21 protein-coding genes are annotated in these 23,362 nt (G+C 58.3%); all 21 read right to left on the bottom strand.

Annotated elements, in window-relative coordinates; translation table 11 throughout:
* On the bottom strand, window positions 1–1,078 hold a 1,078-nt coding region (gene pilV, locus DQ397_RS04210; protein WP_148921488.1), incomplete at its 3' end, for a shufflon system plasmid conjugative transfer pilus tip adhesin PilV.
* A complete protein-coding gene (locus tag DQ397_RS04205; protein ID WP_043215211.1) occupies window positions 1,068–2,012 on the bottom strand; it encodes an ATPase, T2SS/T4P/T4SS family in 945 nt (314 codons plus the stop codon). The genes pilV and DQ397_RS04205, both read right to left, overlap by 11 nt.
* 11 nt (window positions 2,013–2,023) lie before the next feature.
* Complete coding sequence (locus DQ397_RS04200; RefSeq protein WP_080642161.1) at window positions 2,024–2,539, bottom strand: type 4 pilus major pilin; 516 nt, start codon at window positions 2,537–2,539, stop codon at window positions 2,024–2,026.
* 34 nt (window positions 2,540–2,573) lie between these two features.
* The gene (locus DQ397_RS04195) at window positions 2,574–3,734 is read right to left on the bottom strand and encodes a type II secretion system F family protein (RefSeq protein WP_043215215.1); all 1,161 of its coding nucleotides are present in this window, start codon (window positions 3,732–3,734) and stop codon (window positions 2,574–2,576) included.
* The gene (locus tag DQ397_RS04190; protein WP_080642162.1) at window positions 3,727–5,262 is read right to left on the bottom strand and encodes a GspE/PulE family protein; all 1,536 of its coding nucleotides are present in this window, start codon (window positions 5,260–5,262) and stop codon (window positions 3,727–3,729) included. The genes DQ397_RS04195 and DQ397_RS04190 overlap by 8 nt, the downstream gene beginning before the upstream one ends.
* Before the next feature lie 10 nt (window positions 5,263–5,272).
* Window positions 5,273–5,812: a type IV pilus biogenesis protein PilP gene (gene pilP, locus DQ397_RS04185; protein ID WP_080642163.1), complete on the bottom strand. Its 540-nt coding sequence runs from the start codon at window positions 5,810–5,812 to the stop codon at window positions 5,273–5,275.
* Complete coding sequence (gene pilO2, locus DQ397_RS04180; protein ID WP_306106456.1) at window positions 5,802–7,052, bottom strand: type 4b pilus protein PilO2; 1,251 nt, start codon at window positions 7,050–7,052, stop codon at window positions 5,802–5,804. The genes pilP and pilO2 overlap by 11 nt, the downstream gene beginning before the upstream one ends.
* A 90-nt stretch (window positions 7,053–7,142) precedes the next feature.
* On the bottom strand, window positions 7,143–8,966 hold the full coding sequence (locus tag DQ397_RS04175; protein ID WP_043215218.1) for a PilN family type IVB pilus formation outer membrane protein: 1,824 nt from the start codon (window positions 8,964–8,966) through the stop codon (window positions 7,143–7,145).
* Window positions 8,963–10,153 (bottom strand): TcpQ domain-containing protein, encoded by a 1,191-nt coding sequence (locus tag DQ397_RS04170; protein ID WP_043215220.1) that lies wholly within the window; start codon window positions 10,151–10,153, stop codon window positions 8,963–8,965. The genes DQ397_RS04175 and DQ397_RS04170 overlap by 4 nt, the downstream gene beginning before the upstream one ends.
* 144 nt (window positions 10,154–10,297) lie before the next feature.
* On the bottom strand, window positions 10,298–10,960 hold the full coding sequence (locus DQ397_RS04165) for a hypothetical protein (protein WP_148921487.1): 663 nt from the start codon (window positions 10,958–10,960) through the stop codon (window positions 10,298–10,300).
* A gap of 16 nt (window positions 10,961–10,976) precedes the next feature.
* Window positions 10,977–11,120, bottom strand: a complete 144-nt coding sequence (locus DQ397_RS24465) for a hypothetical protein (protein ID WP_178113771.1) — start codon at window positions 11,118–11,120, stop codon at window positions 10,977–10,979.
* A 185-nt stretch (window positions 11,121–11,305) separates the two neighbouring features.
* The gene (locus DQ397_RS04160; RefSeq protein ID WP_043215224.1) at window positions 11,306–13,291 is read right to left on the bottom strand and encodes a DEAD/DEAH box helicase; all 1,986 of its coding nucleotides are present in this window, start codon (window positions 13,289–13,291) and stop codon (window positions 11,306–11,308) included.
* A gap of 442 nt (window positions 13,292–13,733) precedes the next feature.
* Complete coding sequence (locus tag DQ397_RS04150) at window positions 13,734–15,644, bottom strand: DNA topoisomerase (RefSeq protein WP_043215225.1); 1,911 nt, start codon at window positions 15,642–15,644, stop codon at window positions 13,734–13,736.
* 107 nt (window positions 15,645–15,751) lie between these two features.
* Window positions 15,752–15,949 (bottom strand): CrpP family ICE-associated protein, encoded by a 198-nt coding sequence (locus tag DQ397_RS04145; protein WP_043215227.1) that lies wholly within the window; start codon window positions 15,947–15,949, stop codon window positions 15,752–15,754.
* 477 nt (window positions 15,950–16,426) lie between these two features.
* Window positions 16,427–16,924 carry a single-stranded DNA-binding protein gene (locus DQ397_RS04140; protein WP_148921486.1) on the bottom strand — a complete coding sequence of 166 codons (498 nt, stop codon included), beginning with the start codon at window positions 16,922–16,924 and terminating at the stop codon, window positions 16,427–16,429.
* 14 nt (window positions 16,925–16,938) lie between these two features.
* On the bottom strand, window positions 16,939–17,460 hold the full coding sequence (locus DQ397_RS04135; protein ID WP_043214588.1) for a DUF3158 family protein: 522 nt from the start codon (window positions 17,458–17,460) through the stop codon (window positions 16,939–16,941).
* A 5-nt stretch (window positions 17,461–17,465) separates the two neighbouring features.
* Window positions 17,466–18,203 carry a PFL_4669 family integrating conjugative element protein gene (locus DQ397_RS04130; RefSeq protein ID WP_043214589.1) on the bottom strand — a complete coding sequence of 246 codons (738 nt, stop codon included), beginning with the start codon at window positions 18,201–18,203 and terminating at the stop codon, window positions 17,466–17,468.
* 725 nt (window positions 18,204–18,928) lie between these two features.
* Window positions 18,929–19,657, bottom strand: coding sequence for an A24 family peptidase (locus DQ397_RS04125; protein WP_052352506.1), 729 nt, complete (start codon window positions 19,655–19,657; stop codon window positions 18,929–18,931).
* Entirely contained in the window at window positions 19,650–20,903 is a 1,254-nt protein-coding gene (locus DQ397_RS04120) for an STY4528 family pathogenicity island replication protein (RefSeq protein WP_043214592.1), read from the bottom strand. Before DQ397_RS04120 ends, DQ397_RS04125 begins: the two co-directional genes overlap by 8 nt.
* Window positions 20,900–21,607 carry a DUF2857 domain-containing protein gene (locus tag DQ397_RS04115; RefSeq protein WP_043214595.1) on the bottom strand — a complete coding sequence of 236 codons (708 nt, stop codon included), beginning with the start codon at window positions 21,605–21,607 and terminating at the stop codon, window positions 20,900–20,902. Before DQ397_RS04115 ends, DQ397_RS04120 begins: the two co-directional genes overlap by 4 nt.
* 32 nt (window positions 21,608–21,639) lie before the next feature.
* Complete coding sequence (locus DQ397_RS04110) at window positions 21,640–23,361, bottom strand: ParB family protein (protein WP_043214597.1); 1,722 nt, start codon at window positions 23,359–23,361, stop codon at window positions 21,640–21,642.
* Window position 23,362 lies beyond the last annotated feature (1 nt).

Genomic DNA, 23,362 nt, shown 5'->3' with positions numbered 1-23,362 from the left:
TATCAAAGTTTGACTTTGAGCTCGCCCACACCCCGGATTGGCAAGAAGGTGTGAGGCACTGACAAGTGAGTGGAGCTCCCTGTTTATCCTTCGACTGCACACCAATCTTTGGACAGGCATCCCCTTCACGGACCGTGCTCTGAATATCGAGGTATTCGGCGATGGTCACGCGTCCATCGGACTGGAGCGTACCCCCGCGGACCTGGCCACCGGTGAGTAGGCCTTTGTTGTTCAGGACTCGCACCCAATTGGCATCGGACTGGTAGATGCCACCGCCCCATTTCTCGCTGTACCAACCGGTATCACCCTTGGTTCTGAACCAGCCTCCAGTGGTCGTCTCACCCGTTGCAGTTATGTTGCGCGCCGAGACGTCGCTTGAGGTCGTGACATTGCCGGATGCAGTGATTGCTCCAGCGTTGTTGATGTTGTTCCCTCCCACGTCGAAGTGGGTGTTCATCCGGTTGTATTCCGGGTGATTTGGCACTGCGTTGCGATAGAGATAGTCGTTGGCCAGGTCACCATCCATGAGGAAAAGCGCGCTTGCCGTATGGCCGGCACCTGGATTCACCCCATAGTTGCTCAGCGCCACTTGCCACCCCCCACGTACGCCCTCGATCACCCCAGGCTGCAGCTTGGAAATGAAGCCACCTGGCCCACCGAGGTGCTCTGCGATGGCGCGGATGCCTAGCTCAGGGATGGCCTGGCCGCCCGTAGTGATGACGATCGCTTCGAGCTGGTTTGGGTTCGGCTTCCTGGCCAGGCCGATGAGGTTCTGGCCGAAGCTGTTGGTTGAACTGAAACCGGCCGGCAGGTAATTGGTGTTCTGCAGCATGGCAACCGTTACCTGGGCAGGTGTCGTTGGGCCAGCGCTCGCCAACAGAACGGCGTAGTTGTCTTTCAGGTATTTGCTGAAAGCCTCAGACATGGTCTTTTGCTGCTCTGCAGCGATCTGATAGTCCCGCTTGTTCGTAGCGTCGATTGCCCAAGCCCCGGCCAGGGAGAGAACGATCGTCAGGACAATCAACCCGACAATGGCATCGAGAGACATGAAGCCTCTCTGTTTCTGCTTAATCATCATTCCAAATGTTCCTGCTCGACTGGTTGGCAATGTCTTGTTCCAGCTGCTGAAGTTGGCTTTGCCGAATTTTTTCTCTGATCGCTGGGGCATCCTCGTCTGTCAGCGATAGGCATTGCAGCGTCAGGCGAGCCTGGCGGTTATCGCTGCGTTGGAGCGTTTGATGAATGACCGCAATCAATCCCTGGGACAGGATCTGCATCGCGTTGGGTAGTTCTGGCTGGGCGAGCACGGCAATGCGCTCGATGCCTTTGACTACGCTGCCGGCATGTCCGGTGCAGATGATGAAGTGGCCATTGATTGAGGCTTGAACGACCTGGACCGCGGTGGGCGTGTCGCGCACCTCGCCGACGAAAATCAGGTCTGCCCGGGTTCGCAGGGCACGAATGAGCGCTTCGCCGTACCCGCCCTGGCGGCGAGAGACCGGCACTTGGACGCACCGTCCTTTCCCATGCAGACCGTGCAGCGGTGTCTCTGGCGGGTCTTCAACAGCCAGTGCGAGTCCGCCGTGTTCCTCCAGGCGTGCTTGCACAATAGACGCTGCACTGGTGGTTTTGCCCGATGCCATTTCACCGCAGATGAAGAGGAGACCTTTGGTGGCTTCGCTCATTACGCTGTCGTGCACGGCATCGGGCAGGCCGATTTCCAGGAGTGGAAGGATCTTGGCAGCAGACCGGTTCAACACGAACAACGGTTTCGCATACACGTCGAGCATGTAGGTGACCCGGAAGACTACCGAGTCCTCAATCACGATCGAGAACTCGGGTTCTTCCGTGGCGTCGAGCTGCTCTTGGCATCGAGCTTTCAACTGCTCGATCTCCGCCTGCCATTCCGCCGGTGCGGCGACACGGCGGGGCTGGCCCTGGAGCCCCTTCACATCCGTGAAGTCGTGCCCCAGGTAGAGGTCGATGAAGGATGCCTCTGCAATTAAGCTCACGCCAAGGTCCTTCAGTACGAGGTCCAGCTGAGGGTGTTGGTGTCCCCCGAGCAGGCAGTGGTTGCAGCTGCCGTCTGCACCTCACCAGAAATTGCAGATCCGCCATTGATCTTGGTGGTGGTCAACGTGTCTTTCGCTGCTTTCGTAGAAAGTGCGATGCATGCGCTCTTTGGGTAGTTGGTGCTGGTGAGGGTGTAGGTCATGCCATTGCTCACCAACGTGACCGCACCGTTGTATTGGTTGGTCACCGTGGAGCCGGACACGCTCATGCCACCTGTGCCATCGATGGCAATTAGGGAGGGCATCAAATCTGTACCGGATGGCCCATACCCGGTGCGGGTTTTGAGCTGCTTGGTGTTGCTCATGAGCGCTGTGACATTGCTCAGCTCGATGGTTGAGTCAGTACCGGTGAGCACTTTCCAGACCGCGGCGGCAACGAAGCCGAGCACGATCACAGCGAAAATGGTCCAACCCAGGGCATCGATCGACATGAAGCCTGATTGTTTATTGCGGCGAGAACGCATCATTGCATGTACCCCTTGGTGGTAACGTTGAGCAGAGTTAAAGCGAGTCGGTGATGTTGATGGCCAGCTGGAAGATGCCGATCACGACGAGAATCATCAGTCCCCCCATGCACAGTGCCGACAGAGCGGCGAAGGTCTTGGAGATGGCTTCAATGCGCTTGAGCATTTGTTCCAGCCAGCGGTTCGCGAACCTTTCCATGGAGGTAGCGAAGCTTTGGCGAGTGGCCAGCACCTGGAGAAAGTGAATGGCCATCTCGTCCGGGAAGTGGTGGTCGGCGAGCTTCAGGGCGGTACCGAAGTCTTTACCTGAGGAAACCCCGTAGTGGATGGCGTCTATGCGCTCCCGCAACCATGGAGAAGCGCTACGTTTCAAGATCGCCAGGGCGTTGAGTTGGCTGATCCCGGTCCGAAGCATGACTGACATGTTCAGGAGAAAGATCGAGCCCTGCATGACCTTGTAGACCGACCAGGGTGGCAACTTTTCGAAGCTGATTCGAATGCGCTGCAGAGCGCGGCTTAGCTGGATCTTCCAGTCGGGGCTGTTGGGCTGAATCTCCAGGCCACAGAAGTAGGGCAACGTAACTAGGGATATCACAGTGCCGAACAGAACCAGCGCGACCAGGTACAACCCATAATGGGTGACCAGGTTAGACAGGATGTACAAAAACGCCGGCACTCCGGTCCAGGTCTCTGGGTTCGATCGCAAGGCCATGGTCGGTACCAACCATCCAGCGACGACTTGTAACAGGACGCCCATCAGCGACCAGGTAACGGCGGGTAACGCGAAGACCGAGATGATCAGGCGCTTGATCCTTTGTCGGACCTCGATGACCCTGACGCAGTCACGAAAGGCCTCCACCAAGTGGCCTGTTCTCTCACCGGTTTCGACCAGTGAGGCCTCCTCGAATGGGAGATAGGCCCTGCAGGAATCAGCCAGTGACTTGCCGCCGCGCACTGACATGGCCACGCGACCGCAGATGATCGAGACGGGATGCAGGACCTTCCCATCATTGCTGAACGCTTTCTCAACGGTCTCCAATGCCTCCTCGATGGGGATGGAGTCCTCGATCACCCCCATGAGCGATTCGTAGAACTGGATGCGTTCGTTCTTGCCGAATTGTCGTGCATAGAAGGTTTCGATCCAGGACCGGGAGGCCTCTCGCAGGCCTGCCCAGAGATCGCCGAACAGATCAAGCATGAGCCAGCTCCACGAGCTGTTGGTCGAAATCGAGTGGTCCTACCATCGTCTCCGCATGCCGAGGATCGACATCCCCCGCTGCGATCTTCTGCTGCGCATGGACGACCTTAGTGATTCCGCCCATCTCCTTGACCCAGTGCCTGCGGGCCGCACTGGCACCGTGTTCGTTGAAGACCTTCATGAACAACAGGTCAGTGGCCAGGATTTCTGCGACCACCGAACGGCCAACGACCCCACGGCCACTGCAGCGTGTGCAGCCTTCACCGGCCAGGTTCACCTTTTCGATCAGTGCCAGCTTGTCCAAACGGGCGAACAATGCTGTGTCGATTGAGCGTTGATGCTCCCGCAAGGGGATCCGGCAGTGGGGACAGAGGACAGGGACCAACGACTGGTTGATGATCCCAGTCGTCAGCGCTGGATCAGTTACCAGGTAGCGCGGCACCCCCATGTCGATCAGGCGTGGAATCGAGGCGATGGCGTTGTTGGTGTGCAGGGTGGACCATACTTGGTGCCCCGTCATACCACCGGTATAGGCTGCTTGAGCAGACGCCAAGTCACGGAGTTCGCCGTACATCAGAATATCGGGGTCAAGGCGGACCGAGTTGGAGATCCCGCCACTCCAGGTCTCACCGACGCTCAGGGCCGACTGATTGGCTTTCAGTTTGTATTCGGGCGGATCCTCAAGGGTGAGGATATGCCGGGTCCCCCCGGTCTCGTCATGCAACAGGTTGAGTTGGACTTGCAGGGACTTCGATTTGCCAGAGCCGGTCGGGCCGGTAAACAGGTTCACGCCATAGGGCAGGCTACGCAGGCGACGGAGCTGGGCGATTTGCTCTGGCAGGAAGCCGAGCTCCTCGGGCGTCTGCTTCGTGTCATCGTCATACAACAGCCGCATCACCATCAGCGGTCCATCCACCAGCGGTCGTGTGGCAACCCGGGCACCAAACAGGCCTAGTTGCTGAACGAATCGGCGGCTTACCCGTGCATCTTGGGGAATATGTGCCTGGTAGTGTTCTTTCGAGACGTCGCACATGCTGTTGTACAGCGCCGAGCACAATTCGCCTCCCACCTCGCTCTTTTCTTGGCGGACTTCCCAGAGCAGGCCATGGATGCGGTAGTAAATTTTGGTGATGTCGTCCCCGACGACAATGTGAATATCACTGGCACCCTGCTTGTGCGCATGGCCAATCAACTCAAGCGCCTGGGCTTGACGCAGTGTCTCCGCTTGCGAGCCAAGGGCCACTTGCTGTGAGGTTTCATAGAGGGCTTTGATTTCTACCATGGAAGCGATCTTCATCCGGTAGTCGAAGCCCTCATGCTCCAATTGATCGATGAAAGCCATCACGTATGGGTCAGCCCGGTAGGCCTCAGAAACGTGCAGGACACCGTCAGCAGTCAGAGCCAAAACCTGTCGCAGCTCGTCCTTGATTTCGAAGCGCCCCCCAGGTGTTGTCAGAACCACAGATGATGCAAGAGAGGTTGGAGGAGCGACCTCCAAGTCGACGGGCGCCACGGCAATATCGTTCATGATGTGTACCTCATTGACCGGGCAATTGCCCTGGCAGATTGAAGGGCTGTGCTCCAGTGCGGATCCCGGTTGTGGTTCCTGCGCTGGAAATGCGGTTTGCGAAACCCAGCGGGTACAGCTTTCCACCGCGGCTGAGCACAACGCCGTCCAACGTGAGTTGATGGACGCTGAAGCCATCAGGCAATTTGCTTCCGATGGCGGTGTCGAACTCAGCGCCGCCGCTGTAAAGCAGCGTGGCGCGCAGGCGTTGGCTGGAGCCGGTAATGGCCTTCACGACTGGCAGGCCTGACTCTTGATGGGGGGACTCAATAGGCGGTGTGAAGGTTTGCCCGCTGGGGATGCTTGCAGCGGGGAGAAGAGAGTCCGGGAAGTTGCCCTCAGCTTTCTGCTGGGCTTCTGCACGTTCAGCCTTGGCCTTGTAGAGAATGGTTTGGCTTTGCACGCGGCCGAGTTCACCGATGTTGATGCTGGACAAGCTCTCATCGGCGGCATGGGCGTTGGCCATGGCCAGTACGGCTGCAAGGGCCATCCAATGGTGTTTATTTGGCATACAGAACTCCTGTGACGGACCAGATCAAGTGGTCTGCCTTGTACTCGGTCTTGATCTCCTGCAGACGGAGCCCTTGCGTGGGGGCACCGTTGAAGGAGTCGTAGGGCAGAAGGCCGCTGCTATACCGAAGCTCGAATTCCTTCCACTGAGGCGGTGGAGGTGGTGGTGGGGCCGGTTGGCCGGGCAGCGCCGGCTCCTGGGCTGCCTTGAAGGGGACTTCCTTGATATCTGGATCCTGAGAGAAACCGTGGAACCAGGAGGAGAGCGCAGTCACGGCATCGAACGCGTCGAGCAGTGGCTCGTCCCCTGCAGCAGGCACAGCCAGGTCGAACTTCAGGGTCACGTTCTTGCCGTTTTCGAAGAAGCTCGGCCGGTCGGAGAAAATGCTGCCGATGGCAGTGATGAGCTGTTGTGCGGTGCTGTTGCCCGTACGTCGGTAGTTGGCCAGTACATGCTCACCGCTGCAGGTGGCCTCTGTGAAAGGCCAACCTTCGATACTTGGCGGCAGCTTGTAGATCACCTGGCTGCAGGCTTCGATGAAGGCCTCGACAGAGGGCAGCTTTGCCCAGGGATGTTCGAGTGCCTGAGGCGGCTGCTCAGTTCCGGTTTGCTCTTGGAGACGGGCCAGCTCTTGAAGGCGTGCTTGTTCGGCTTGAATCCGTGCTTGTCGTGCTAATTCATCCTGGTGCGACTTCCAAAGCAGCCAGGCACCTGCACAGACCGAGCCGATCACAGCCAGCGCAACGAGCTGAGCCAGTTCTGCTTTCGAAAGGCCGAACACCAGCGGACGAAGACGATATTCGCGCTTAAGCCTGGAGGGCTGTAGCAGCTCCTCGATGTCGAAGGGCTCACCTCCCATATCGAATTCAGGGGGCAGGTATTCGTGAGCAAAGGTGATGCCCAGAGTGCGTTGCTGAGCGACGCGCTTGCGCACCTCAAGCGCGCTGCCAATGCGGTCGCTGCCAGGCATGATTGAGCCTTTATGCACAGCCACAATTGCATACTGGTCGTCATCTGCAGCGACACGCCAGGCAGCGATCCAAGAGTCACCCAATTGGCCAGCGAGGGTGGCTGCCAATGAGTACATCCCCTTGTTGACGCCGGCAGTACGCGAGACGAACCCGGCCTGGATCAGGCTGGTGGTCTTTCGGATGGCCACGATGTCCAAGTCATGGTCCTTGCCGAACTTACGTGCTTCTTTCATGTAGCTCGGCACCGAGCCCAGTGGCACCCAGCGCATACCGGTGACGAAGGTCCGCCCGTGGTACTTGAGGGTTTTGACGCGGGACTCGGGAACCATAGGAGCCTCAGTGTTCATAGTGCTGCTCACTTACAAGGTCCCACAGGCGCGCAATGGAGGCCGGCAGATCTGTGCCGAACTGGTGTAGCCCCAGTTGGTGGCGATGCTGTCGGCGCCGAAGTTGAACGGGTGGGTGTTCAGGCTTCCCAGGCTGTCGGGCAGGACGATCGGCGTGACCAGTACCACCATGGCGCTATGGGTGGTCGACCGGGTACGGCCGCCGCCCAGGCCGAAGAAACCGGCACTTCCCACGCCACTTTTCTTGGCGTTCTCGCTGTCCTCATCGAAACCGGTGATGACAAGCGTTTGGCCACTTTTCAGTTGTACCTTGGGCGCCACGTTCTTGGTGTCGTAGTCCGGGGTTTGGACGCTGGAATCGTTGCTGGTGAAGGTCTGGAACGTAGGCTTGCTGCTGATGCTGAGCGTGATCATCAGCAGCATGTTTTCCTTATCCAGGAGTTTGGGCAGCAGCATCATGTTGAATCCGCTGGTGATGGTTGCTGGTTGCAGGCTGCTGCTGGTGCCCACCGAGGCAGTCGAGGTGGTTGAGCTCGAGGCGACGTAACCAGTCACATTGCCGATCTGGATAGGCGCTGGCTGCAGGTTCAATGTGGTGATGGACGGGGTTCGCACTTCCGCGACACGGCCCTGTTCCGAGAGCGCCTGCAGTACGGCTTTCGAACCTGCCCAGGGCGAGCTGGATGTATCTAGAATGCTGCCGGTGGCCGACACTGCATCGGTGCTGATACCGGCCACGGTGTTGCTCAAGCCGAAGCCCCAGTTCCCAGAGATGGACTTGTAAACTGCACTCCAATTAATCGCGGTCTGGTCTCGGTCATTGAACGTGACCTCATAAACCTTGACGTTGAACAGCACTTGCCGAGTGATGCTGCGGTTGGTGGTTTTGAGGTACGCCGAGATTCGGTTCAAGACTTCTGGGCGATCGGTCACAGTAAGGGTGCCGGTGGAGCGCGAGAGGGTCGCACGCCCAGCAGGCTGAACGCTGAGCATGGCTTTGACATCGTTCTCGATGTCGCTCATCAGCGAGGTTTTGTAGGTGGACTTCGTGCTTTGATTGCTCCCGGACTCACCTGAAGCGCCCGAAGAGGAAGTCGATGTGCCCGAGTCACCACTGCCTGTAGAGGTGAGCAGGCCCGACTTGACGGTGCTTTCGATCTCCAGCTCATCCCCGAAGGTCCACACATCGAACGTACGTGTGTCGAAGTAGGTGATGCGGACGCCTTGAAGCTGTGGATCGAAATGCCAGGAAAGACCGAGCTGCGAGGTCGTCTGATTGAGCAGCCCAGAGACTCGACCGGAGAACTGGATACCACTGACCAGTCCTGTGGCCCCCAAGCCAAATTCGAAAGCGCTTGTGGCGTTCGGAGTGGCACCCATAACCCCATTGGGCATGAGGCCAGCCAAACTATCGGGATTGGGCATTGCCTGCTGAGCGGCGTTACCTGCACGGCGCTCGGACGAAAGAATGCCTGGATTCATAGCATCCGGAGCCACAATCACCGGCATGCCGGTCTGCTTGGTGATGTACTGGGCCACTTCGCTGATGGATACAGCGCCGGCAGGCCGGTAGGCGATGTCCTGGTCCATCGAGAAGGGCAAACCGCGTTTGCTCACCAGCGGCTGAGTCGAAACCCACGGTTTGTTGCTGAACACCACGGTGTCTCGGGCTTGCTGGGGTTGCTGGTTCTGTAGGTACTTGTTGTATTGCCCAGCAGTGCGACCTTGTAAATCTGCTCGATCGAAGGATTCGTTCACGCGCTGTACCGCGCAGCCCGCCAGAATGGCGACCGTCAGCGGGGTAAGTGCCCAGCGGACCCATGGGGATACGGTCATTTCTTCTTCCTCTCGTCAACGTGCAACACACGCTGCGTATCGCTTCCATCGACGACGAAAGAGCGTGGAGCGGTGTCGTAAAGCGGGAACAGCTCTTTGATGGCGTCCTGGAATGAGCCCTCGAAACGCAGCCGGGCCTCAATCGGGTAATCCAGGTCTTCCTGACTCCAGATCACCGTCCAGGTCGGACTGGCCTTCTTGGCCCAGGCCTCGACGCTTTGGCGCAGGGTTGAGCCAGTTTCGGCCGTCCATACCTGGGGCAGCGGCCGAGTCGGTGGAGCGGGAACGGGACTAGTCTTGGCGATTGGCGTTGCAAGTTGCACAGGCGTGGCCGGCTTTGGAGAAGGGGTGGTCACGGCAACGGGTTTCGCTGCAGCGATAGGCTTTTGCGCTTCGGCAGTTGCCACCGCAGCAGGCGCGAGCGGGGCCGCAGGCTTCGCTGCAGGGCTAGCAGCCGGGACCGCAGGAGTAGAGCCATCCTTGGCAGGAGGTGCCACTGGGGGGAGCACTTGGGTGGCCGTTGCAGTCGTCGATGCAACAGGCGTTGAGGTGGTGATGGCAGGCGCAGTGGGCACCGCCGCGACAATGACGCTTTCCGTTTTGGTAGCCGCCAGGTAAGCGGCGGACGTCGTTGCTGGAGTGTTGCTCGCATAGAGCTGGCGAGCCGGGGTAGATGGTTCCGGCAGTTGATAGCCCGGGCGCAGCGCGAAGCAGACCTGCCGGTTGACCTCATCGACCTTCACCTGCCAGGCCGGTCCTGCGAGTACCTGCAAGGTGTTGCGCAGGGTCATTGGGCCGAGCTTGTACTGGGCTGCAGGAAGAGGCCGGGTGTACAGGATGTTGACGTGGTTGGAGCTGGGGGGGCACAGGGCATAGCCCGATCGATCCACAACGTAGAGCATCGCATCCCGCACGCTGGGGTTCATGCTCCCAGGGATCGTAACGTCGATGATCTGGGCCATCAAATCGCGTTGCCCGGCATCCGGCTGGGTGCTCACCAAGGTGTAGCGCCCGTAGCGAACAACAGGTTCTTTCTCCGCACTCGCCCCGTTCGGATAGAGGTCTGGAGCAAGCCATTCAGGATTGCGGCTGCTGTCGAATGCTGGTTTTGGCTTTTGCTCTGCCTGTTGGATCGCACACCCTGCAACGAGCGCGAGCAACGAGAGTGTGGTGAACTGCCTGATCATTGAGGCCCCCTGTAGTGATTGAGGCCAAGGTGACAGGCAGGCGTTGACCGCGCAGCAGTAAATGCGCAGTAGGCTTAAGTTGATTTTTATAAGGGGGAGCGGTTAGCCGTGACCGATGGTAGGGTCACGGCCAAGGGGCAAAAACTACTGGCCAGAAGTAGGTTTTTGGGACAGCGTTGGAGCAGGGGGCTGAGGAGGACTCTCAGTCGAATCACTGGAGAGCCAATTTTTCACGACGCCCTCAAGTCCACCTTCTTTTTGGAATTTGCCGTAGAGGTTGAAAACGGCGAAGAGCGTAAGTGCGACGATCGCTGAAGCGAGGCCTCCCTTGAAGTGGCCGAGGGCAGCTTCAGTCTTCGTGGGTTTGATTGCTTTAATTTCGGCGGAGAGAGCCGGCTGCATAGCATTGACACGGGTCATGATCTCGTCTGACAGAATGTTCTGCCGCATCTCTTCTCCGAGAGCTTCGAGGGACACGTCGATGAAGTTCTTAGCCAGTTGCTCGGCTTGGTTTCGGTACATCCCCACCTGCAGCGAGGTGCACGCTACCTTTTTGAATGCTTGGTGATCGTCTTGTGGATGAGACTGCAGCCATTCGATCTTGTGCTGTTTGTACAGCGAGTAGGCGAGCATTCCCAAGAAGTCATCAGGGGATTCGACGAGCTCTTTGAAAACGTCGAGCGATCCCTCATACGAAAACACCGACTCTGGTGGGTTCGCGTTAACTCGCGAAGGGCCAGAGTCGGTGTCTCGGTTGAGTGCTGTCTGAGAAAAATCAGAAATATTGGTCGTTGAAGTGCTTGACAAGGTAAATTAGCCCTAATCAGCGCGACAAGCGGCCATAGGCCTCTTTCATCAGATCATTAATGTTCGCTTTGGACAGCTTGGAAGATCGCGCCGTTACGGCCTTCTTGGAAGCGAGCTTACTGTTGCTCTGCTTGATCAGTGCGATCGATACGTTAGGCATCTAAACCTCCTGTTCCAACGTGACGCTTGGCTTTCTCAAGCCAGCTATAGCGTTCCTTTGATCAATTCTGATGAATGGTCGACCGGCTGTCAAGGTGACACGCCGCCCCGGATGCGAGGCTTCATGCGCTTCGAGCTGCGAGCATGGCGGGTTGATTCCGTGGGCTTTGCTACGAAGTATGGCAGTCAGTTTGCTCCAATGTTCTGCTCGGTGATGGTGGCTGCGAGCATGGCCTTGGCCAGGGCGTCCTGTTGCTCCTCGGGTTCGATGAGCTCAAGGCTGACCTGACGTTTGGCCAACAGCATCTGCCACAGCTGCTGGTCGATGCTGTTCTCAACCAGCGGGATTTTGACGATCACCGTCCTGAGCTGGCCGTTTCGATAAGCGCGATCTTCAGCCTGGTCCTGCTGGCCAGGTGTCCAGGGCAGCCCCAGGAAAAACACGTTGTTGGCGGCGGTGAGGTTGTTTCCGGTACCGGCGGCTCGGGTGGTGCAGATGAAAACCCGGCAGTCGGGATCCACCTGGAAGTTGTCGATCGCTTTCTGACGCTTGGTGAGCGAGTCGCTGCCGACCAGAGTGACGTTGCCGACACCCGCCTCATCGCACAGCTCCTTGAGCCGTTCCACGGTGGGCTTGAATTCACAGAAGAGGATGACTTTGTCCTCGGCGTCCAGCTCGCCCAGGAGGTCCATGGCGATCCGGATCTTCACCTGTTCCAGATAATGGCGAAGCGCGCCGAGTCTGGCGAAGATCGGCTTGTCCTCGAGGCGTATGGTGTCGTACTTGCGGCGCTCCTCTGGGTCCATGGCCACCGGCAGCAGTTGCCGCTGTTTGCCCTTGAGACCCGGCAGTACATCCTTCCGACGACGCAGCATCCAGTCGCCAAGCTCTGCCCGTAGGTTCTGCCGAAACTCTGGGTTACCGGCGAAGCGTTCGCAGAAATCTCCTAGGGGCAGTTGGCCAACGGGATGCCCGGAAAGGCGCAGCAGGGTGTGCAGCTCCGTCTCGCGGTTGAGCACAGGCGTGCCCGTCAGCAAGTACCTGTTGGGCACCTTGGCCGCGATATCGAAGCCATGGCGGGTGCGTTCGGCAGTTGGTTCTTTCAACTGGTGGGCCTCGTCGACCACAAGCACATGGTAGTGCTCGGCCAGGGTCACGTAGTCGCCCAAGCGCTCATAATTGATCAACATCCATTGGGCCTGCGGGTCGTACTTTTGCAGAGCAATCTTCGCGTCGGGGTACACGGCCTGCACCTCGCGCTGCCAGTTGATCAGCAACGAAGAGAGGGTCACGACCAGGATTGGGCGCCCGGCTGCGCAGATATGTGCGGCAATGATGGACTGACGGGTCTTGCCGAGGCCCATGTCGTCGGCCAGCAACGCGCTGGTGCGTTGGAGTAGGTGTGCAATGCCCGCTGGTTGGTGTTCCAAGAGAGAGTAACCATCCAGGGCCTGGGCAATCACGGCATCGCTGAACTCGGTGCGCTCGATCGGCGAGACGGCCGCAAGGTAAATGTCGTTCGAGGTCTCTTCGCCACTGGTGATTGCCGAAGACTCTTGTGGAGCGCCGCCCAGGCTGATGCGCGGAATGTCCTCTGCTGGTACGACAGAACCATCGCCCAAGAGCTCCTGAACCACGTCCAGGATCTCGAATTGCTCCTCGGCCAGGCCCAGCTCCAGGATCAAGTTGCTGCGCAGGATCTCTGCGGTCGCGTTGATGCGCCAGGAACTTGATCGCCCCAGGAAGACGCCGTGCATTCGCCGTGCTACAGCGACGACGCCAGGGTGGTAGTCACCGGACAGCAGGACGCCGCCATCGTCCAGCGGAGCGATTCGAAGTGACATTCCCCAGATGAAGGCATCGCGGCGTGGGGTAGTGAGCGCGACCTCGATCTTCTGCCGGAAACTTTGCCAGGACTCGGTGAGCTTCCCATCGGCCAGGTCGTACAACTGACGAAATACCAGATCCAGTTCGTCCAGGAGCTTGGCCTTGGGCACTCGCCAGTACCGGTAGAGCGGGTGTTCGCCGCGGCGGATGAAGAACCCGCTGCGGGCAAGCATGACCTTGTTCGCCCCATCAATGTAGGGCAGCAGGATGCCAAAATCGTAGCCATCGAACACTACGGCTTCGAGGAGCGTGGACTGGCTATTCAGTAGGCGTGGCCGTTTCAATTGACGTCCGCGCTCTTGAACTTCATTGGCACCGTTTGGTCGAGGTGGTAGGCAGGGACCCAACGGGTTAAGAGCACCGAGCCGTGAAGCGATCCTCCCTGGCCACTGATTACGTATGCAACTGGCTCTGTGCGCTTCGGCACACGTCTGTACTCCCGCTTCCAGTACCCGGCGGTCTTGATGGCGTCAGGTTGTAACGGCCAGCATGACTCACCTGGCCGGAACTCATAGTGGGGGATCTTTGGATTGTTCGCCTGCTCGGCCTTTAGTCGGTCAATGACTTTCTTGGAACGTGCCACAAGCACCTCCGGGAGGATGGTCAACGCGTCTTCATTCAAGGTGTGGGCTGCCAGCACCCATAAGAGCGAGCAGACTGGCAGTTGGAGGAGAGCTGCTACAGGGGAAAAGGACAATCAGCCCGCATGAATTTCGACGATGCCCACTACATCCCTCTTGGTTTGTCGAAGTCAGGCTTCCCCTTCACGTTGGGGTAGCTGACCTTGCAGCCATTTGCCTTGTACCCGGTGCAGCCCCAGAAGTCGTACCCACCCTCGCCGCGCTTCTGACGGCGCGCAAGCGGCATACCGCATTTGCCACAGACATGAGCATGGTCGGCAGTCGAGGGTGTTCCTGTAGAGCGGGGCGTCATCGCGACCGAGGGCGCCTGGCGGAGCGAGCCCAATTCGCCCTGCAGATGCTGATAGAACTTGGCGACTACCGAGCCATATTGCTCTTCCCCTCGGGCGATTCGATCCAGGTCCTTCTCCAGCGTGCTGGTGAAGGCAAGCTCCAGAAAGCTGAACCGTCCTTCCAGCTGGGAGATGGTGCTCACACCCAGAGGCCCCGGTACGAGCTTCCGCTTGTCCTCGACGACCAGGCCCTTGCCAGTAATGTTTTTGACGATCGAGGAGAAGGTACTTGGTCTGCCGATTCCGCGCCTCTCGAGCTCCTTGATGAGACCCGCCTTTGTGAAGCGTGCGGGGGGCTTCGTTTTCTGGTTGAGCACCTCTGCTTGATGTACAGAGAGGATCTGCTTGGGCTCTAGCTTCGGAACAGGGTTCTTTGCGAGGTCTGATGCTTCTTCCTCGGTGTCGTCCTTCTGCAGGAGCTTCATCCAACCGAGATAGGCGACCGTGCTGCCAGTAGCAGCGAAGCGCAGTGGCCGCTGATCGGGCCCTTTGGCCAGTAGTTTTGCAGTGCGCACGTCATAGATCGCATCAGCAAGCTGGCTGGCCAGCGCCCGGATCCGGATGAGCTTGTACAGGGCCTGCTCTTCGGCGGACTCACCTGCGACTTCATCCTCCCACACCGTTGGTGCAATCGCGGGGTGACCTTCCTGGGCGCTGTCCGCAGCCTTGAACGTCCGGCGCTCGTCTACCACGTCTAGGCCCTGTCTGCGAGCCACTGCCTGGATATCTGGCATGGCCTCATCGGCCAGGTTGGGGTTATCCGTCCGGTGATAGGTGATCACACCCTGCTCGTACAGTCGCTGCGCGACCTGCATGGTTTTGTCCGGATCCCATTTCAACGCTACGCTGGCCGCCTGTTGCAGCGTCGAAGAGATGAAGGGAGGTGGTGGCGGCCGGCGCTTCTTGCCGTCGTCGCAAGACTCGACGATGACTGCACGGGTGGCAGCGACTCTGGCTGCGAGCGTGCCGTCCTGTATGTACGGATGCTCTTTACTGGCAAAGTCTGGCACCGGCTGCCACACAGCAGTCCAGGACAGGGCGGAGGCTTCGTCCTTGAAGACCAGCTCCACTCCGAAGTGATGGATGACCTTGAAGTTGCTGATCTCGCGCTCACGCAGCACTACCAGATAGAGGGCCGGAGATTGCACGCGGCCTGCTGATGTCGGTTGTCCCATGATCCGGCGCAGCTGCTGGGTGACGAGATAGCCCACCAGGCGGTCGAGCACTCGACGGCATTCCTGTGACGCGACGAGCTGGCCGTCAATTCTGCGAGCGTTGGCCAAGCCTTCGCGAACGCGGGTTTGGGTGATCTCGTTGAAGGTGACCCGCTTGTACTCGCGGATGCCCAGCGTCTGCTGGATGTGCCAGGCGATGCTTTCACCCTCGCGATCCGGGTCGGTGGCGATGTAGACCTCGGTGGCGTTCTTGAGTGCTTTGCGAATGGTGCTGACGTTGCGTGCACTCTTCGGCAGGATTTCATACACCGGGCAAAGGGTCTTCAATACCCCGGTGGTGATCATCGTGTCGTCTTGGCCCGACTGCGGTAGATCACGGATGTGGCCACCGGTGGCTACGACTTCCCAGTCTTCGCCAGGGCGGATCTTTTTCATTATGGGCCTCAGCTTCTTCAGCTTGCCGGGTGCCTCGATGATCAGGAGTTTCATGGGGTTCCCCCTATACAATTCAAACAGGGGGCACTCTTGCTGTCGGTCGGAGACCACACAACGCGAAATGGTGAACCGGAGGGGAGGGATTTCCAGAGAACGGTAGGCTAGGTGGCGGAGGTCAGCTGCTGGGCGCGCTTGTACCCTTTCAGCCAGGAGGCCAGCATGGCGGGGTGCTTGTAAGGGCAGGCATACACGGGCAACCCTTTCTCGGCGGCTTCGACCCCAGCAGCCTCGACCGTAGGGTGGGGATTGTTGAAGTGCCGCCTATCCAGCTTAGCTGTCTGAGGTTGCTGATTTTCCATCATGGGCCTCGACTGATGAGTTCAGCAGCCCCCCGTCCCAACGGACTTGCCTGCTGAATTCTGACGATTGAGCGATTTTTCGTAGGCCCGAGTATCAGCAACTAAGGGAGCAGCAACCATTGGAAAATGAAAACCGTTGAGTAGCGGATTTATCGAGGCAGAGCCTGGGCATGGGCTGCTTGCAGCGCCCCTTGATCCACGATGCAGCGTTCTTGACCCAAGAGGTCCACGAGGAGCGCGGCAATTGTTGTAGGTCAGCTGCCGGGGCTTAGTTCCACTAAGCAGGCGTCTGTGAGAGGGAGATGGATGACGACGAGCTGTTCTTCGCACCAGAGGCTTCACGAATGGCGCCTGAAAAATCGCCTGCCAAGCAGTGGCCTAAATGCTAAGGGGGTGCTGCATCGAAGGGAGGTGAAACTCGAAGTGACATCCTTGTCACCAAGAGCTTCACGATGAGGCGCGAAAATTAAAGGGGGGTTATACCGGCAGTTCGTCGTCAAAACCGGGATAGTCGTGCAGACCGTCCGGCTCTGGCTGCGGTGATGGTTGACTCTGGCCGCGGGGCTGGCCGGCCTGTTGTTGATTGGCTGGACGTTGACTGTTGCCGTTCGATGCCAGTGTGACGTGTTCGACCCGGTGCGGGAGGATCGCGACGCGGCTTGCCTCTACCTTGAGCGCAGACACTTCCTCGCCACTCTGCTTGTCCGTCCAGCTATCCATGATCGCGCGGCCAATCACAACCACGCGCATGCCTTTCTGAAATAGAGCGGCGAAACGCTCGGCATCCTGGTGCCACCATTCGACATTGGCCCAGAAGCCACCACGATCCTTGTAGCCACCCTGGCCGTCAGGGATCGAGTTGTCGAACATCACGTTGATTCGCAGCATGTGCCGCGGATCTTTGTTGCCGTTTGCGAACGAGCGGTGTTCTGCCGCATTGCCGATGTTGCCTTCCCAGACTACTGGTGTACTCATGGTTGTATCTCCGTTCAGCGAGGTTGGGGTGTGTACTGCTGCAGTCGAGCCTGAAATTCGGCTTCGGCCTGGCCCATCTTTTCTGCGCACTCGGCGGCCTGTTTGCCGATGAAGTGAAGGATGGTGGTTTGCATGTTGAGGGTGATGCGGTGCTGCTCCAGGGCAAACAGGTCTTGCAGCAGCTGCCTTGAGGTTTTGGGCTGGTCCAGCTGCCACCTCCAGACGCCGACGCCCATGCGTCGTGTCTGTACGTGTTGCCAACGAAGAAAGGTTGTTCCAGCCGCCGTGTTTTGCTCGATGAGTCGAACGGGCAAAAGCGCGAATGGATGTTGGCGAACCTGGTCCAGCACTTCCTGGGCAAGCTCGCGTACACCCACCTCCAGTGCTGTGCATTGAGCCGCTAACTGGTCCAGCTCCCCCTTACCTTTAAAAGGCTTTAAAAGGCCTTTTAGTGAGGCACTCTGTTGCAGCGCCTGATAGGCACCCTGTTGCAGCGGTTTGAAGGCACCCTGTTGCAAGCCTTCGCACGAGCGCATGCCTGTCACTCCTCACCTTCGTGGAAGTCATCCTCAGCCAGGTCGTCTGGCTCGGTCGCTGCTGGCTGATTGCGGCGGATGACAGGGGCGAATTCGGATCGACGGGTGCCTTCGAGGATGTCCTGAGGAATGGCATCGAAGCGGGCATACATTTCGCGGGCCTGCTCGGCGCGGGCATTGTTCGCGGCGAAGTCGTCACGGGTTGCACCGGAGTAGCGGAACTGCTGGGCCAGGCCGAACAGACTGCGCAGCAGGTGAGCGCCTTCGTCGATCCACGCTTCACCGTCGCGGCGACCGATCATGCCGACATGCTGGGCCAGCAGAACGCGGCGGACGACTTCGTCGTAGCCGGTCAGCAGATAGACGGCTTTGAACGCGAGAGGGTTGGACAGGTACAGCGGCAGTTTCATCGGCTGGATCGAGAGGTTTTCGCCGACCTCTAGCGTTTTGGGGAGTTGGGCCATCACGTCATCGAGACGGCTGTCGATGGCTTTGAGGCCGTTGTCCGATTCCTGGATCTTTTCCTGGATCAGGATCATCCACCAGTCGGAGTAGGGGTCGTCCTGAGCGGAACCACGGTCGATCTGGTTGATCTTTTGGCAGAAGCCAGCGAGGCCAGGGATGCCATGCTTGCCATCGTTCTGTTGGCGGCCCAGCCAGATGCGGGCGGCGTGATGGGTGTGCAGGGTGAGGTTGACCTGGCTGCGAAGGGAGCCGATGTTGAGTGGATACTGATCAGCCATGGACGGTTCCTTATATAAAGAAGGGAAGACGTGTCCATGCTGCTTTTCGGGCTACTGTGGCGCAGTAATAAATGAATAACGTGCTGCGTTGGATTTTCGGCAGGGCTGCAGATTGGTGTGATTCACCCATCCGGGAGGGTGCCAATGAAACAGCTGTTTGGCACTGGGGAGATCCTGCCGAGTGGTGCGGGCCGCACGACTTGGAGTGATTCCAGTGGAATCACCTCTCAGGCCATCGGTGCCGACGCCATATCCTAGCGAGTGTTGTGGGCCACAACACTTTGATGGAGCTGATGACCATAGTGGGCAGGTCTACCGGTGTCCTGCCCAAAGTGTTGTGGGCCACAACACTTTGATGGAGCTGATGGCCATAGCGGGCAGGTTTACCGGTGTCCTGCCCAAAGTGTTGTGGGCCACAACACTTTGATAGAGCTGATGGCCATAGCGGGCAGGTCTACCGGTGTCCTGCTCAGAGTGTTGTGGGCCACAACACTTTGATGGAGCTAATCGCCACACCGGGCAGGCCACCGGTGTCCTGCCCAGAGTGTTGTGGGCCACAACACTTTGGGACTGGTGGTCACACTGGGCAGGCCATCGGCGCTGATGCCGAGCTCAGGAAAATGATGCGGACCGCATCACTGGGCTGGCCCTTGGCGCTGACGCCAGATCCTGGGGACTAGTTCTCGATCGCTGGGTATCAAGTGTTGCGGCCCGCAACACAATATCTAAAGCAGGTTTGGTTGAAGTATGAGGCTTACCCAGCCTGCAATTGACAGATGTGGGCCGAAAGGAACTACAGCGGGTCTGGACGATTTGGGTATCAGTAGGTATTGCACATTCGCCAAGAGCGCGCTGAGTAGGGCGAGCACCACTGTCAACGGGAGAATGTTCCAGCCTCCCCATGCTCCGATCAGGGCCAGCAGCTTGAAGTCACCCGCGCCTAAGCTCTCTTTTCCGGTACAGAGCTTGACCAGATGAAACACCGACCAGAGGCTCATATAGCCAATGACACCTCCCCAGAGTGCCTCCGGCAGGGTGGTGAACACACCGAACGAGTTGAGGATCAGGCCGAACCAGAGGCCAGGATTTACCAGCACGTCCGGCAGCAAATGATGTTCGCTGTCGATCAAGCTCAGCGTGATCAGCCACCAGGTCAGTAGCAAGGCGAACAACGCTTGCAGAGTTGTACCCAGCTGCCAAATCACTACCATCGACAATGCCGCGCATCCGATCTGCACGACCCAGCCTCGTGACCTGGAAGTATCGTGCAAGCAATGCTTGAGAGGGCATGTCACCTCTCTGCCCAAGCCAAGAACTTCCCGTGCCTCCCGCTGCCACTGCTGCTCAAGGCTAATCGGCAGTTGGTGCGCGACGTAGGTGAGCAGTTGCCCTGCCACCAGTCCCAGCAACCCAGCCCCCGCTAGCAGCCCTGAATGGAACTCCAAATCAACCATGGTTGCCTCCCTGGTATCGTCGAGGGGCGATTACTGCTTGCAGCGCGCTTAACGCGGCTCGCCCGGTCATCATTCCGGTGGGAGTGGGTTCACTGCGACGCTTGGGCGGTACGGGTATGACCGCCTTCGGCTCTGAAGCTACCGGCGCTGACTGTCCAGATGGCACTGGAGCGGCTACCGGCGATGGCTGCCAGTCAGCATTGAAATCTCCACGAATCGCTTTGCCGGCGAGCGTTGCCAGGTACGCAAGCGGCTTGGCGACTTTCCCCTCTTTGCATCGGTGTGCCCACTGGTTGATTACCGCATCGCGGAGGCTTTCGGGGACGGGGGCCATGATCTCTCGAGCTCGTCCTCTGTCCTCAGGCTTGAGACCTTCCATCGTGATTAACCAATTGGGGCCGACGCTGTCCTCCGGTAGTACAAAGCTTTTAGATACAGAAGTGTTTGTATTCGTATACGTACTAGCTGAGTTCGGATTCCGAACTGAGGGCGAACTCTGCGGTTTTGGACTGAGTTCGGAATCCGAACTCAGGCCAGACAGCGGTAAATCTGGCTGCGTTCGGATTCCGAACTCAGGCGCCGGAAGCGCGTGCTGCTGACTTTCGACGGCCCATGCTTGTGCATTCAAGCGGTCGCTGATGGTATCGATACGGCTGGGCAGTCCGCGTCCTACGTCGGGGTCATTGGTAAACTCTCGCCAGGTGATTGTGGCGATTTCCCGGATCGCCTTGTTCTGGTGCTCCATCGATTGCATGAGCAAGGACATATAGTCCCTGTCGAATTCCAGGGCTTCTGCTGGTGTGACAGGCTCGTCGTGGAGTAGGTAGACGTTGCCCTGGACTTGTCCGCTGAGTTCATTCCGGACCTTGCGTCCAAGACTAAGCCAACGGGTCAGGCGAAGGACTGTCAGCGCTTTCGCCACCGTTTCTCGGGACGCAGGTTTGCCCGGGTTCATGCCCAGGTACGGACGAAGCTGGTCGTAGGTAGGGAAGGCTGTGATGCCATCCTCGTTGACCAGCAATCGGAAGACTTGCCAGCAATTGCGCTCTAACGGCGTCAGTCTCTTATCGAGCAGAAGCCGGCGCGGGACTGTTTCATGCGGATTACCGCTGAAAATGATCCCGGCGTAGGGTGTCGCTGTCGCAGGGGGGACGTTCTCCTCAGCTCGCTTCTTCTGCACATGGGCCTCAAGTTGACCTGAGGCCGAATCTAGGAGCATGGAAATCGGGAACCGTGCAAGCTTCATTGTCTGAGTTCGCCTTCTCCAAGATCTGTTGAAGGCGCACCACTTTCATCGGTACGTCGAACGAAGAGGGCCTGGGGCGGCTGTTCGATAATTGCCAGTTGGCGCTGCTCAGGCGGAGAGGTCACCGGTTGGTTTTGTTTATACAGTCCCTTCTCAATCCAGTAAGTAATGCGCGACCAAACCTGAGCCAGCGTTAATCCGTCGGTCAACAACTCCTCTGCAACCAGCATGGCCACGTCCAGCATGGCCAAGCTGTCTTTGAGGTCGACCTGGTTCTCTGCCATGAGTTTGGTCCAGCGGTACCACAAATGATGATCCTGGTCCTCTGACAGTTCAGGCCAGCGCCCTCTTGGTGCCTTGACGCCAATAAGTGTGCGCTGCAGAGCAATTTCTTGGGGAGTAAGCCCAAAGAATGCTTTTAACAATGTGGTGGTAGCACCCAAGCGAATGGCGCGCTCAATAAGCCGTGTTTCTTCTTCTGAGCGTGCAGCATTGGTGAGCAACTTTTCTATCATTGCGTTGTTGATCGATACATTGACCCAGTTAACGGGAGTATTTCTCAACAAACTCATGATGGTGGGGTGCTGGATCTGATTCAGCACCTCTGGGTTTATCCCCATTTCGACACAGCGCTGTAACTGCCCATTGCGCATGTGATCTAACACCTGTGACAAGACGGCTTCATTGATAGGTGACTTGGACATTGAGACTCCCTCCCATTCATCTCATCTAGGACTCAATGAGCCGAGCGCTGCTCGAGCTCTTTGTGTTCCTGGATTTCCAAGTCAATCAGGCGCCGAGCGAGGCGGATGATGCGGAACAACTTCACAAGAGCTCCGTCGCTCAAGCGGCCTTCGTCACCTGGGGCTTGTTCAGTACTCAGGGGCTGTCCCAGCAGCAGTTGGCCGAGGCCAGCCGCAAACTCAAATTCACCCAAGGCATTCATCGGATCCGGCTGTTTCTGCAACATGGTCAAGGCGATGGCTGTTGCACCGCTCAATGACTGAAGCAGCGTCACGGTATGGTGGGCTGTGGCAGTCACATCGAGATCTTCGTCGGGCTGCTTGTACTTAAAGCCAATGCCACCCTCGACTTCGAGGATGTCCCCAGGAGCGCTCACTGATTCCAGAATTTCAACGGCCAGCTGCGCCAGGTGTTTGCGTAACTGGGTGGGCTCATCGATCTCGCGCTCGATGTACCACAAATCCGAAATCGGATGCAGCCCACCGGCTTGAACAGGAATAGCGACCAGGCAGTTGGCGTTGAAATCAGGCAGGGTCTCGCCGTCGAGCGCTGCCATCTTCGCTTTCATCTCGGTGACGCGCTTGCTGGTATTGGTAGGGGAAGCGACATGGGCATCGATGCGGGCCTGTTGCTCCTCTGGGGTCAGCTCGGGGGGCAAAACTGGTGCCGTTTGCGAGGGCGGCGCGGCGGCAGGCGTCTGGCTGCCCTGTTGCAAGGTTGTGATCTGGCCACCCCCCGCGGCTTTTGCCGGTGGGGACAGAGTTGAGCCGCCATTGCCCGCTGGTGCTGTGGTGGGATGCGAAGGATCAGTGGCTGGCAGTTCAATCACCGGCGTGGAGCGGCGAAGCTGGTCCTGTTGCTGGGTAATCTCCAGCAGGATGTCTTCATAGGAGAGGGGAAGCGATTTCTTCATCGACCCAATGAGTTCATCCTGGAAGCGTTGGAACAGAAACTCTTCGGCGTCTCCTTCAAAAATGGCCAGGACGTCCTGGAACAGCATTTCGAAGTCGACACCTTCTCCGCTGTAATGCTTCTCCCAACAGGCCAAGCTTGTCTTTCGCAAGGAAAGGATTTTAGTGATCCGATCATAACCAAGGCCGCTGTAGAGCAATCCCGGTATTGCTGGTAGCAGAAATTGGACGGTATCCAGCATTCTGCTTATGTGAGATGCGGAGATTGGGTAGCCATCCTTCGTCAGACGGCGTGAAAGCTCACGTACCCCGATGGTGGACTGATCCTCGGCCTCATAGAGCTTCTTCGCTCGATCGACGCCAACAGCGCGCTCGATGAATTTCAGCTCGCCCTTGAGGTCCTCGGCCAGGTGGCCGGTGAGCATGATGATCTCGCCCCGAACCTGATCCCAGGGGCGGAACAGTACGTTGATACGCTGATACCGCGGATCGTTGGTCTCCTGGAACAGCTCTTTCAAAATGGCGATGCGAGTGTTGCCGCCGTTGCGAATGCGGTACTTTTTCTCGCCTGGGCGGCGCGTCACGGGCGGGGGCGTGTCGAGGCCGCGGTTGCGGATCGACTCTTTGAGTTCATCGTACTTCGGGTTACGGGTGGTGCGAGGGTTGTCTTCCCAAGGGAGGACGTCGTCGACACTTACGACCAGTGGGGTATCAGCGATGGGATCGCTCATCGCCGCCGTAGCCGACGTTGGGGAGAAGTCCGGCGCCAAGAGCCGAGCTTTCAGATCATCTGCAGCTTGCATG

This window comes from Pseudomonas sp. CK-NBRI-02, from assembly GCF_008124495.1.
Lineage (GTDB): Bacteria > Pseudomonadota > Gammaproteobacteria > Pseudomonadales > Pseudomonadaceae > Aquipseudomonas > Aquipseudomonas guariconensis.
The sequence above is the reverse complement of the archived record's forward strand: the minus strand, read 5'-3'. Positions and strand labels throughout refer to the sequence as shown.